Origin of the sequence: Asanoa sp. NPDC049573, assembly GCF_040676615.1 — a bacterium.
Taxonomy (GTDB): domain Bacteria; phylum Actinomycetota; class Actinomycetes; order Mycobacteriales; family Micromonosporaceae; genus Asanoa.
In genome coordinates, this window is sequence record NZ_JBFAPI010000024.1 from 77,629 (window position 1) to 89,857 (window position 12,229).

The 12,229-nt window shown below is 72.6% G+C and carries 6 protein-coding genes and 1 pseudogene; 6 read left to right on the top strand and 1 reads right to left on the bottom strand.

Going from position 1 to position 12,229, the window contains the following annotated elements:
• The first annotated feature begins 49 nt into the window (after nt 1-49).
• Genes AB0J74_RS34720 through AB0J74_RS34735 form a run of 4 tightly spaced genes read left to right on the top strand, consistent with a single transcriptional unit; the run spans nt 50 to nt 6,873 of the window.
• Nucleotides 50-1,228, top strand: coding sequence for an MFS transporter (locus tag AB0J74_RS34720; protein ID WP_363456051.1), 1,179 nt, complete (start codon nt 50-52; stop codon nt 1,226-1,228).
• Nucleotides 1,225-2,397, top strand: coding sequence for an MFS transporter (locus AB0J74_RS34725; RefSeq protein ID WP_363456053.1), 1,173 nt, complete (start codon nt 1,225-1,227; stop codon nt 2,395-2,397). Before AB0J74_RS34720 ends, AB0J74_RS34725 begins: the two co-directional genes overlap by 4 nt.
• On the top strand, nt 2,394-3,569 hold the full coding sequence (locus AB0J74_RS34730) for an MFS transporter (protein WP_363456055.1): 1,176 nt from the start codon (nt 2,394-2,396) through the stop codon (nt 3,567-3,569). The genes AB0J74_RS34725 and AB0J74_RS34730 overlap by 4 nt, the downstream gene beginning before the upstream one ends.
• Nucleotides 3,570-3,576: 7 nt before the next feature.
• A complete protein-coding gene (locus tag AB0J74_RS34735) occupies nt 3,577-6,873 on the top strand; it encodes a hypothetical protein (RefSeq protein WP_363456058.1) in 3,297 nt (1,098 codons plus the stop codon).
• 203 nt (nt 6,874-7,076) lie between these two features.
• On the opposite strand, the gene AB0J74_RS34740 is transcribed toward AB0J74_RS34735, so the two are convergent.
• Nucleotides 7,077-9,824 carry an AAA family ATPase gene (locus tag AB0J74_RS34740; RefSeq protein ID WP_363456061.1) on the bottom strand — a complete coding sequence of 916 codons (2,748 nt, stop codon included), beginning with the start codon at nt 9,822-9,824 and terminating at the stop codon, nt 7,077-7,079.
• Between the two features lie 82 nt (nt 9,825-9,906).
• Here AB0J74_RS34740 and AB0J74_RS34745 point away from each other — a divergent pair, with 82 nt between their 5' ends.
• Both AB0J74_RS34745 and AB0J74_RS34750 read left to right on the top strand, forming a co-directional pair.
• Nucleotides 9,907-10,803, top strand: a complete 897-nt coding sequence (locus AB0J74_RS34745; RefSeq protein WP_363456064.1) for a TIGR01777 family oxidoreductase — start codon at nt 9,907-9,909, stop codon at nt 10,801-10,803.
• A gap of 47 nt (nt 10,804-10,850) precedes the next feature.
• Nucleotides 10,851-12,229, top strand: a pseudogene (locus tag AB0J74_RS34750) (hypothetical protein); the annotation flags it as partial.

A 12,229-nucleotide genomic window follows, 5' to 3' on the forward strand; every position in this document is an offset into this window, starting at 1 on the left:
CCTTTCGCTGCCCGGGTTTGGTTGTGAGCATGTCGGGGTGCCTCCCGCCATGGACCGCCGACTCACCTTCCTGTTCGCCGTCGCCGCCGGCGCCGCCGTCGGAAACCTCTACTGGGCGCAACCCCTGCTCGACCTGATCGCCGGCGACTTCGGCTCGTCGGCCGCCGGCACCGGATGGTTGATCACGTCCACGCAGGTTGGTTATGCGGTCGGGGTGCTGTTGATCGTCCCGCTCGGCGATGTCGTCGACCGCCGGCGCCTCGTGGCCGGCATGCTGCTGTGTTCGGCGGCGGCGTTGGTGCTCTGCGCGCTGGCCCCGAGCCTCGGGGTGCTGCTGGTCGCCGTCTGCCTGCTCGGCCTGACGACCGTCGCCGGCCAGATCCTCACGCCACTGGCCGGCGACCTGGCCGACGACGACCGCCGAGGTCGGGTGGTCGGCACGGTCGCGTCCGGCATCCTCACCGGGATCCTGATCTCCCGCACGATCAGCGGCCTGGTCGCCGAGGTGGCCGGGTGGCGGGCCATCTACCTGGTCGCCGCCGTGCTGGCCGCCGCCCTGGGCGCGCTGTTCCACCGGGTGCTGCCACCGCTGCCGCCCAAGACCCGGGTGCGCTACCCCGCGCTGATCGCCTCCGTGGCCGTGGTCGCCCTGCGGGAACGGACCGTCCGGTGGACGCTGGTGCTGGGCGCGACCGGTTTCGCGGCGTTCACGATGTTCTGGACGTCGTTGACGTTCCTGCTCAGTGCGCCGCCCTACTCGTACCCCGTCTCGGTCATCGGTTTGTTCGGTCTCGCCGGCCTGGCCGGTGCGCTCGCCGCGCAACGGGCCGGGCGGCTGCACGACCGCGGCTGGTCGCTGCCCGCCACCGGCGCCGCATGGCTGGTCGTCCTGGTGTCGTTCGTGGTGGCCGGGCTCGCCGGTGGCTCGTCGGTTGCCGTGCTGCTGGTCGCGGTCGTCGGCCTGGACGCGGCGCTGCAGGGCCTCGCGATCCTCAACCAGACCCGGGTGTTCGCCGTCTCCCGCGAGGCCCGCAGCCGGATCAACACGGCGTTCGTGGTGTGCAATTTCGCCGGCGCGGCGCTGGGCTCCGCGGCGGCGACGTCGCTGTGGTCCGCCGGCGGCTGGTCGGCCGTGACGGCGGCGGGGGTGGTGCTGAGCTGTGTCGGCCTGACCATCTGGGCAACCGGGCGGCGCGGCGCCCTGGTCGTGGCCACCTCGCGCCCATGAACCGGCGGCTGACGTTTCTGTTCGCCCTCGCCGCCGGTGCCGCCATCGGAAACCTCTACCTCGCGCAGCCGCTGCTCGACCTGATCGCCCGGGACCTGCGTACGTCTGTCGCCTCCGCCGGCTACCTGGTCACCCTCACACAGGTCGGGTATGCGGTCGGGGTGCTGCTGATCGTGCCGCTCGGCGACGTCGTCGACCGCCGGCGGCTGGTGCCCGGGATGCTGCTGTGCTCGGTGCCGGCATTGGTGCTGTGCGCGGTCGCGCCGACGATCGGCGTGCTGCACGTCGCGGTGACCGTGCTCGGGCTGACCACGGTCGCGGGGCAACTCCTCACGCCGTTGGCCGGGGATCTCGCGTCGGAGGCCCATCGCGGTCGGGTGGTGGGCACGGTCGGTTCGGGCATTCTCACCGGGATCCTGGCGGCCCGCGCGATCAGCTGGTTGGTGGCCGACGCAGCCGGCTGGGGGGCCATCTTCCTGGTGGCCGCGGCGCTCGCCGCCACCCTCGCGGTGCTGCTGTTCCGGGCCCTCCCGCCGTTGCCGCCGAAGACCCGGCTGCCCTACCCGGCGCTGATCGCCTCGGTGCCCGCGATGGCACTGCGGTTGCGATCCGTCCGGTGGACGCTGGCGCTGGGTGCGTGCGGGTTCGCCGCGTTCGCGATGTTCTGGACGGCGTTGACGTTCCGGCTCAGCGCTCCGCCGTTCTCGTACCCCGTCTCGGTCATCGGTCTTTTCGGTCTGGCCGGCCTGGCCGGTGCCGTTGCCGCACAACGCTCCGGGCAACTCCACGACCGCGGCTGGTCGCTGCCGGCGACGGGCGCCGGCTGGGTGGTCGTGCTGGTGTCCTTTGTGCTCGCCGGTCTCGCCGGCCGCTCCATCGCGCTGCTGCTGATCGCGATCGTGTTCCTCGACGTGGCCCTGCAGGCGGTGGCGCTGCTCAACCGGATGCGCGTCTTCGCGGTCTCGCACGAGGCGAGAAGCAGACTCAACACGGCGTACGTGGTCAGCAACTTCGTCGGTGCCGGCCTGGGTTCGGCGGCTGCGACGACCCTCTGGGCCTTCGGCGGCTGGGCGGCGGTGACCACGGCGGGCGTCGTGTTGAGCGTGCTCGCGCTCGGCGTGTGGGCGGTGGGCCGGCGGGCCGCCCTGGTCGTGGTGGCGCCACGATGAGCCGCTTCCTGACGGTGCTGTTCGCCGTCGCCGCCGGGGTCGCGGTCGGCAACCTCTACTGGGCGCAGCCGCTGCTCGGCCTGATCGCCGGTGATTTCGGTGCCTCGACCGCCGCCGCCGGTTGGCTGGTCACCACGACGCAGGTCGGCTACGCGGTCGGGGTGCTGCTGATCGTGCCGCTGGGCGACGTACGCGACCGCCGCAGTCTTATCGTCGCTGTGCTGCTGTGCTGCGCGGTGGCGCTGCTGGCCTGCGCACTGGCCCCCACGATCGGCACGCTGCTGGTCGCGACGACGGCGCTGGGGTCGGCGACGGTCGCGGGCCCGATCCTGATGCCGCTGGCCGGCGACCTGGCCGACGACGCCCGGCGGGGCCGGGTGGTCGGCACGGTCGCGTCGGGACTGCTGATCGGCATCCTGGCGTCCCGCACGGTCAGCGGGTTGCTCGCCGGTGCGGCGGGCTGGCGAGCGGTCTTCGCGGTCGCCTCGTTCGTCACGGCTGTTCTCGCGGTGGTGCTGCACCGCGCGCTGCCGCCCTTGCCGCCGAAGGCTTCGATCGGCTATCCCGCGCTGATCGCCTCGGTGCCGGAGCTGGCGTTCCGTGATCGCACGGTGCGCTGGACGCTGGCGCTGACGGCGCTCGGGTTCGCAGCGTTCAGCATGTTCTGGACGTCGCTGACGTTCCTGCTGAGCGGGCCGCCGTTCGGGTATCCGGTCGCGGTCATCGGCTTGTTCGGCCTGGCCGGTCTGGCGGGCGCGGTCGCGGCCCGCAACGCCGGCCGCCTGCACGACGCCGGCCGCTCTCTCCCCGCCACCGGGGCGGCGTGGTTGGTCATCCTGCTGGCCTACGCGGTCGCGACGTTGGCGGGCGGTTCGGTGACCCTGCTGCTGGCGGCGATCGTCCTGCTCGACGTCGCCTTCCAGACGACTGCCATCCTCAACCAGACCCGTATCCTGGCGACCTCGGCCGCCGCCCGCAGCCGCCTGAACACGACCTATGTCGTGGCCAGCTTCACCGGCGCGGCGATGGGCTCGGCGCTCGCGACCACCCTGTGGCCGGCGGGTGGCTGGCCGGCGATCACCGCGACCGGGATCGTGCTGAGCTGCGCGGCACTGGCGGTCTGGGCAACCATCCGACCGAGGACTTATCGGCCGGCCGGAGGTGGTCCATAGTCGACGGATGGCGCACACGCTCGGCTACGCGGACGCGGCCCGCCTTCTCGGCGGTGGCGAAAGCGCGTTGGTCAAGACGCTCGACAAGGCGACCGGTGGACTGATGCTCGGGCTGTCGGTCGCGTTCCCAGGCGTGCTGGCCCTGTTCGACGCCAAGACCGACTTCATCCGCCTGTCACACGACCTGGTGCGGCGCGCCTCCGAACGCCGCAGGGGCCTGTCCCGCTACGACCGCACCCAGCGCTTCGAAGCGGCGCACACGGTCATCGTCGTGGTCGCGTTCTTCGAAGCGCTTCAGGAGGCCGACCTCCCGTTCCGCTTCGCCGACCTCGAACTGACCCCGGCCGAGCAGTTGACCATCGCCGGCGGCAGTCCGACGACCGACCTGTTGCACGACCTGTTCTCCGGGGTGCCGCCGCTTCCGTTGGCCCACCGTGGGCACGACGCCATCCGTTTCGAACTGAACGAATTCTATGTGGGCATCTGCGACAATCTCTTCGAGTTCGTCGGCGGGCTGGCTCTGGGCGAACGACTGTCCGGGCCCGACCGCGCGGCGTTCTTCGAGCAACTCACCTCGTGTGTGGCCCCGGCCATCCGCCGCTACTTCGAGCTCCTCCGTCAGCTCGCGGTGGAGTTTCCCGAGGTCGGTTTCTGGGTCAACCTGGGTGAGCACGCGGCGACCCGCGCCGAGTTGCGGGCCGGTCTTTCGCGGCTCGAGGAGGCACTGGCCCGCGGCTCGGCCGGTGACGACCCCGACGCCCGTCGCAAAGGGCTGGCCCGCGCCTACCGGGCAGAGTTGGATCTGCCGGTGGTGAGCGGTGGTGAGGCGCCCGACGGGCTGCGCGTGCCCACGCTCGGCGCCGCCTATCTCGCGCCGCGGTTCCGGGTCGGCGAGATCAGCGGGTCGGACAAGCCGAACGACGAGGATTGGTGGGCACGGCAGGAGGTCCGCGACGATCTCGACGAGTTCCTGGTCGGGCACCTGACGTCGAGTTTCGCCCTGGCCGCGCCGCTGCTGGTGCTCGGCCAGCCCGGCTCGGGCAAATCGGTGCTCACCAAGGTGCTCGCGGCCCGGCTGCCGGCAGCGGACTTCGTGCCCATCCGCGTGCCGCTGCGCGACGTGCACGCCGCCGCCGATCTGCAGGAGCAACTCGAACAGGCGATCCGGAAGGCCACCGGCGAACGGCTGGAGTGGCCGGCCTTGGTCGCTTCGGCGGGAGACGCGTTGCCGGTCGTGCTGCTCGACGGTTTCGACGAGCTACTCCAGGCGGTCGGCGTCAGCCACACCGACTACCTGGGCAAGGTGGCGGAGTTCCAGCGCCGCGAGGCGGTGCAGGGCCGCCCGGTCGCCGTCGTGGTGACCAGCCGCACGGCGGTGGCCGACCGGGCGTTCGCGCCGTCCGGAACGGTTTTGCTCCGGCTGGAGCCGTTCGACGTGCCCAGGATCGACGCCTGGCTGCGCGTCTGGAACGACGCGAACGAGCCGTCCTTCCGGGCCGCGGGTGTGGCGCCGCTGTCCCCCGAGGCGGTCCTGGCCCAACCCGCGCTCGCCGAACAGCCCTTGCTCCTGCTGATGCTCGCCATCTACGACGCCGACGGCAACGCGCTGCAAAAGCTCGGGGCGGGCATCGGCCAGTACGAGCTCTACGAGCGCCTCCTCACCGCCTTCGCCCGCCGCGAGATCCAGAAACACCGGCAGGGCCTGTCGGACGCCGCGTTGGCGCAGGCCGTCGAGGAGGAACTGCGCACGCTGTCGGTCGTCGGCTTCGCGATGCACAACCGCGGCACTCTGTGGATCACCGAAGCGGAACTCGAGGCCGACCTGCCGGCCTTGTTCGGGATCCCCCGCCCGCCGGCGCCCGGCACCGGCATGCGGGTGCCGCTGCGGGCCGCCGAACTGATGATCGGCCGATTCTTCTTCGTCCATCGCGCGGCCGCGACGACCGGGGGCGCCGACCGCCGGGAAACCTACGAGTTCCTGCACGCGACGTTCGGCGAGTTCCTGGTCGCCCGGCTCACCTGCCAGGTGCTGCACGACATGGCGGCCCGTGAGCACGTGACGGTGACATCGCTGGCCGCCGCCCCGGTCGACGACGACCTGCTGCACGCGCTGCTCTCCTACTCGCCGCTCACCTTCTCGACCGCGATCCCGGGCTTCATCGAGGAGAAGCTCGCGATGGGCGGCCAGCAGGAGGTGGCTCGCCTCACCACCAGGCTCTACAAGGGTGCTGGCGAGGCACCCGCCGCACGGCGGTTCGGCGCCTACCGACCGCAACGCCTCCCGGACGCGGCCCGCTACGCCGCCTACAGCGCCAACCTCCTGATCCTGACCCTCTGCGCGAACGGAGAAGTCTGGTACTCAAACCTCTGCCCGACCGGCGACGAGGTGGTCGAGGCCTGGCGCCGCCAGACGCTGCTGTGGCGTTCCCAGCTTCCCACCGACCCGTGGGCTGGCCTTGTCTCGGTGATCCGGGTCGAACGAGGCTGGCGCGAAGGAACGCGAACGATTCGGCTCACATGGCGCGGAAAGCCATCCGATGCCGCGCCCATCGATCCCCACTGGACCTACAGCGTCCCGCCCCATAGCGACCACAGCGAGGGCCTCACTGCCTGGAGCGAAGTCCCTGGGGCTTTCCTGCATAGGGCGAATTTCGAATGCGAAAAAGTCGACGACGTCGTCGGTCATGCCGTCGAACCGTTGGCGCGCACGCTCGGCTCCAGTACTCATAGCTTCATCGACTGGGGTCCGGGAACTGCTCTGTCCACCGCGCACTTATTACTGGACGCCTGGCTCGCCCCCGTCGGCCGCCCGAGCCCCGACGAACAGCGAGAGACCTACGAGCGGGTGGTCAGAGCCGCGGCCTACCCATGGATGCCCTGGAGTCAAGAGGAACGGATCGCCTTCGCCGGGCTCGTCCTCGACCGATTGGCGACCGACGTCCAGGTGCCGCCAGCTCTCGCCGCCGAGCTGATCAAGCGGCTGTGGGTGGCCCAGGGCATCGATTTCGCAAAGGAGTTACCCAACCATTTCGTCAGGTGCCTGCTCGCATTTCTCGGCCGGGACGGCGAAGCCGACCTACTTCTGCGCGCCGTTCTGGCCCAAGGTCTCGAGGAGTTCTTGGCCGAGCCGGCCGACCTGCAGATCACCGTCGAGGCAATTGTTCGCTGCCACGAACTCGGATTGACGGTTGGCGGCCGATCGACCCTCACTCGGGTACACGAAGTGGTGAAGCAGACGCTCACCCAGCGTCCAGACCTGGCACGACGCTGGGCATTTATGAAGATCGAGCCCGCCCCGCGGTGATGATGAGCTTGACCGGCGACACGTTGCCCGGTGGGGCGGGCAAAACCTGCCGCTCTCCCGTCATGGTGCTGTTCGGAAATGCGTCGACCATCGGGCGTGGCGCGGATTGACGTGCAGAGCCCGCTCGCGTGATGCGAACTCGTTGTCAACGGGCTGCTGCGCCGTGGATCAGCTCGCCAACCGATAAGGCTGACCATCTGGGCCTATCGCCCGACGACCGAGGCGACCTGGGTGCGCGAAGAGACGCCGAGCTTGTGCAGGATGTTGCTCACGTGGACGGCCGCCGTCTTGGGTGAGATGTAGAGGCGCTTCGCCAGTTCGGCGTTGGTCAGGCCGTCGGCGATGAGCAGCGCCACCTCGCGTTCGCGGGGGGTCAGGGCCGCCGCTCCGGTGACCGCGCGGTCGCCCTCGCGGGGGGTCAGGCCCAACTGGTCGCGGACGCGGTCGAGGGCGGCCACCCGCCAGCCGCCCCAGCGGGCCAGCAACTCGGTGGCCCGTGCGGCCTCGACGTCTGCCTCCGCCGTGCGGTCGAGGGCGAGGGCGCAGCGCGCCGCGCCGACGGCCGCCGTGCCGCGCACCGAGGGGAACAGGATCTGGGAGCCGCACACCGCCTGGTAGCCCGCCAGCGCCTCGGCCAGCCGGCCGCCGACCTCGGCGAGCTGGGAGTCGACCAGCGTGCGGTAGTCGTCCCAGACGTTGTCGTCGACCAGGGCGCGGGTCAGCTCGGTGAGGCGCTCCGCCGGCAGGCCGGCCTCGATCGCCGCGGAGAGCAGGTCGTGTGCCTGTGAACCGCTGCGCCAGGTCTGGTCGGCCACCGCGACCAGCACCTCGTCGAGCAGCGCCGAGACGTCGCCGGAGCCGGGGCGGCGGCAGGCCAGGTGGAAGGCCAGGCCGGGGATCGTCAGCGGCTCGATGGTGAAGCCGGTGCGCAGCGACTCGATGATGTCGGCCACGGCTTCGTGGTCGCCGGACTCCAGGTAGAGCCCGGCCAGGAAGACCGCGTGGTAGTCGGCCCAGCGGCCACGGCGCAGGTAGCTGCGGTCGCGGTCACGGCCCTGCTCCAGCGCGGCGATCGCGGTGCGCAGGTCACCCTCGCGCATCGCGATGCGGGCACGGCCCTGGTAGTAGGCCGCGACCGCCAGCGACTCGAAGCCCGCCCGCTCGGCGTCGACGCGCATCCGCTCCAACAGCTCGGTGTGCTCGGCCGGGGAGTTGGGTGGGACGCCCTGGACCAGCTCGTTGAGTGCCCGCGCGGCGAGCACCCACTCGCCCGCCTTCTCGGCCTCGTCGATCAGGCCCGACAGGATGGCCTGGCCCTCGGCCGCCGTCGACGGCCACTCGGTCATCGCCAGGCCCTTCTCGACCAGGGCGGCCAAGCGGATGCGGGGCAGGTCGAGCTCGTCGGCCAGGGCCAGGGCGCGGTCGGCCCAGGCGATCGCCTCGGCGGTCTCGTCGCGCAGCATCGACGACTGGGCCACCGCGGTCATCGCCAGGGCCTGGTCGGCGCCCGGTGGCAGCTCGGCGATCAGCAGCTCGACCTCGTGGGTCAGCTCGTCCATCTCGGCCAGCTCGTCGGCTTCCCAGGCCAGCCGGATCATCAGGTAGAGGGCGTCGTTGCGGTCGGTCGCCGAGCGGGCCCGGTCGCGCCAGCGGCGGGCATAGCCGATCGCGTCGGGCAGCAACCCCGCGAGCCAGGCCGCGCGGGCGGCGCCGGCCAGCAGGGACGGGTCTTCGGCGTCTTCGGCCAGGCCCATCTCGGCCAGCTCGAGCGCCTGGTAGGCCGAGCCGATCGACAGGTAGAGCGCGACGCCGCGGCGGGCCGCCGTGAGCATGTCGTCGTAGCGGCCGGCGGCCTGGGCGTGGTGGGCGACCATCGCCGGGTCGTGGGGCAGGCGGCCCTCGGTGTCGGCGAGCAGGGCCTCGAGCGCGGCCTCGTGCAGGCGGCGGCGTTGGCGGCCGATCAGGTGGCCGGCGATCGCCTCGCGGAGCAGGGCGTGGCGGAAGCTGAACTCGTCTTCGCCGGTCTCGACCAGCACGTCGCGGGCGACCAGCGCGCCCAGGGCGCGGATCAGCTCGTCTTCGCCGGCGGAGGTCACGGCGGCCAGCAGGTCGAAGTGCACGCGGTGGCCGAGCACGGAGGCGGCCTCGACGATGCGGCGTTGCTCGGGCTCGAGGTCGTCGACCTGGCGGCGGAGCACCTCGGCCAGGCTCCACGGCAACGGCTGCTCGTAGACCGCGGCGAGGTCGTCGCCCTCGTGGCCGCGGAGCAGTTCTTCGAGGAAGAACGGGTTGCCCCCGGTGCGCTGGTGCAGCGCGGCCACCGCCCGCGGCGGTGCGGGGCGGCCGGTGACGGCGGCCAGCAGCGTCGCGGTGTCGGACTCGTCGAACGGGTGCAGGTCGAGCCGGGTCAGCGAGTGGCGGCGGCCGAGCCGGGCGAGCAGCGCCGTCACCGGGTCGCGGCCGGTCACCTCGGCCGGCCGGAAGGAGCCGATCAGCACCTGCGGGCCCTCGATGTCGGCGATGCGCTCGAACAGGGCGGCGCTCTCGGAGTCGGCCCAGTGCAGGTCTTCGAAGACGATGACGGCGGGCCGCCCGGCGATCAGCTCGGTGACCAGGCGGACGCCGCTGTGCAGCCGCTCGACGGGGCTGCGCGCGGAGTCGCCGAGCTCGGCCAGCAGCGCGGGATCGACACCGTCGCGGCCGTCGAGGGCGTCCATCAGCACCTCGTAGGGCCGGGAGAGCGAGCCCGGCTCGGCCTGGCCGACGAGCACGACGGTGTCGGCGTCGAGCATGGACAGCAGCTCGCGGACCAGTCGGGTCTTGCCCACCCCGGGCTCGCCCGCGATCATCGCCACGCCGGACCGGCGGGCCGCGACCAGCTTTCTGAGCTGGCGCAGCTCGCGATCGCGCCCGATCATCACCGGGCTGGCGCCTCCCCGCGTCGTCCGCACGCGGACAGGCTACCCGCGACCACCGACAACACCGGCCCCGCGGAACGCGCGCGCGGCGCCGCCAGGCCGGAGAATGGGACGCATGCGGATCCTCATGGCCGGCGCGTCCGGCTTCCTCGGCAACCGGCTCATCACCGGCCCGCTGCGCGGCCACGAGATCGTCCGTCTGGTCCGACGCGCCCCGAGAGGCGCTGACGAGATCCGCTGGACCCCCGCGTCGGGCCAGCTCGCCCTGGAGGCCCTCGACGGCGTCGACGCGGTGATCAACCTGTCCGGTGCCAACATCGGCGACCAGCGCTGGACCCCGGCCTACCGGCGGCTGCTGCGCGACAGCCGGGTCGAGCCGACCCGCACGCTGGCCGAGGCGATGGCCAAGCACAGCTCACCGCCGGCGACCTTCATCAGCGCCAGCGGCATCAACATCTACGGCGACACCGGCGACCGGGTGGTCGACGAGACCGACACACCGGGCGAGGGCTTCTTTCCCGACCTGTGCCGGGTCTGGGAGGCGGCGACCCGGCCGGCCGAGGAAGCCGGGGTACGGGTGGTCCTGCTGCGCAGCGGCGTACCCCTGGAGAAGAACGAAGGTTTCCTGAAGCCGCAGATGCTCCCGTTCCGGCTCGGCGTCGGCGGCCCGATCGCGGGCGGCCGGCAGTGGGTCCCGTGGATCTCCCTCGACGACTGGCTCAACGCCGTGGGCTTCCTGCTGGAGCAGCGCACCGAGGTCGCCGGCCCGGTCAACGTGACCAGCCCGCTGCCGGTCACCAACGGCGAGTTCACCAAGGCGTTCGGTGCCGCGTTGCGCCGCCCGGCCGTCCTGCCCATCCCGGAGTTCGGCGTGCGGGTCGCGGTCGGCGGCGTCGCCGAACTCGCCGTGATGAGCACGCGGGCCGTCCCGGGCGTGTTGGGGCGGGAGGGGTTCCCGTTCCGCTATCCCGACGTGCGCGGCGCGCTCGCCGAAGCGCTCGCGGATCGGTGACTGCCGATTCGGCAGACGGAAAGACCGCTCGCGAATAGCCTGACCGCATGTCGGCGGCATCGGGCGACAACAACGCACTGTCGCTGTTGGCGTGCGTGTTGTTCGTCGTGGGCGTGGTGGTGGTCGTGCTGGCGGTCGCCCGCCGCCGGGCCGCCGACCGGTCCGCGCCCCGGCACCGCCTTGGATCGGACGCCGGCCACGGCCGGCGCAGAAACCCCTTCCGCCGCAACCGCAACCGCCCCGAGCCCGAACCGACCGCCGCCCGGACCGTCGAGGAGACGCTGGCCGAGGCCGCCCTCGACGAGCCGCCGGCTTCGGCGTGGGCGCCACCGGACCAGGTCGGCCCGGCGCTCACCGCGCCGACCCGCACCGCCGGCCCGGCGGGCCCGGCCGAACGGGCCGGCCCGCCACCGGCAGCGTCCGACCACGACGCCGACACCCTCGACCTCGGCGGCGACCTCTCGACCGCCCGCCTGCTCGCGCAGGCGGACGCGGCGCTGGTCGCCGCCGACAACGCTCTGTGCACGAGCGAGCAGGAACTCTCGTTCGCGCAGGCGCAGCACGGCCGGGACGCGACGGTGACCTTCGTCGAGGCCGTCACGGCGGCCCGCGCCGACCTGGCCGAGGCCTTCCGGGTGCGCCAGCACCTCGACGACCACGAGCCGGAAGACGAGTTCACCCGGCGGCGGGTGCTGCGGTCGATCGTCGAACACTGCGCCGCCGCGAGCCACCGGCTGGACGCCCGGGCCGAGCCGTTCGAACTGCTGCGGGCCAGCGAGGAGGCGCGGCTGGCCAGCCGGCTGACGGTGCGCCGCGACGAGGCCCGGGCGCGGCTGCAGGTGGCCGGGACGACCTGGAAGGAGCTGACCGCGGCGTACGCGGAGAGCGCCCTCGCACCGGTCATCGACAACCTCGCGCAGGCCGCCGCCCGGATCGAGTTCGCCACCGCCGAGATCGAGCAGGACGGCCGCCGGACCGGCCTGCGCACCGCGCAGCAGGCGCTCGGCCAGGCCGAGGCGCTGCTCGACGCGCTGGACCTGTTCGCGGCCGACCTGGCCACCGCCGAGGACGCGGCCGCCGAACTGCTCGCCGACCTGCACGCCGAGGTCGCGGCCGGCAAGGCGGTGCTGGCGATGGCGGGCCGCCCGCCCGGCAACGCCCGCGGCGACAAGGTGGGCCTCGCCGCCGACGTGCACCGGGCCGACGAGGCCGCCAACGACCTGGCCACCGAACTGGCCGTGGCCCGGCCGGACCCGGTCGCCGGGTTGCGCCGGCTGGAGTCGGTCTCCGGGCCGCTGGGCGAGTCGCTGGGCGCCGTGCGCGACCCGTCGTCGGCCGGGTGGCGTGACCGAGAGGACGGCGGCGGCGGTCAGCCCGTGCGTGGCCAGCAGGTCGCGGGTCCGCGACGGCGACCAGTCGCCGACGT

Coding starts and splice junctions, on each gene's coding strand:
- AB0J74_RS34720 (WP_363456051.1), top strand. CDS start 50: ATGGACCGCCGACTCACCTTCCTGTTCGCCGTCGCCGCCGGCGCCGCC.
- AB0J74_RS34725 (WP_363456053.1), top strand. CDS start 1,225: ATGAACCGGCGGCTGACGTTTCTGTTCGCCCTCGCCGCCGGTGCCGCC.
- AB0J74_RS34730 (WP_363456055.1), top strand. CDS start 2,394: ATGAGCCGCTTCCTGACGGTGCTGTTCGCCGTCGCCGCCGGGGTCGCG.
- AB0J74_RS34735 (WP_363456058.1), top strand. CDS start 3,577: ATGGCGCACACGCTCGGCTACGCGGACGCGGCCCGCCTTCTCGGCGGT.
- AB0J74_RS34745 (WP_363456064.1), top strand. CDS start 9,907: ATGCGGATCCTCATGGCCGGCGCGTCCGGCTTCCTCGGCAACCGGCTC.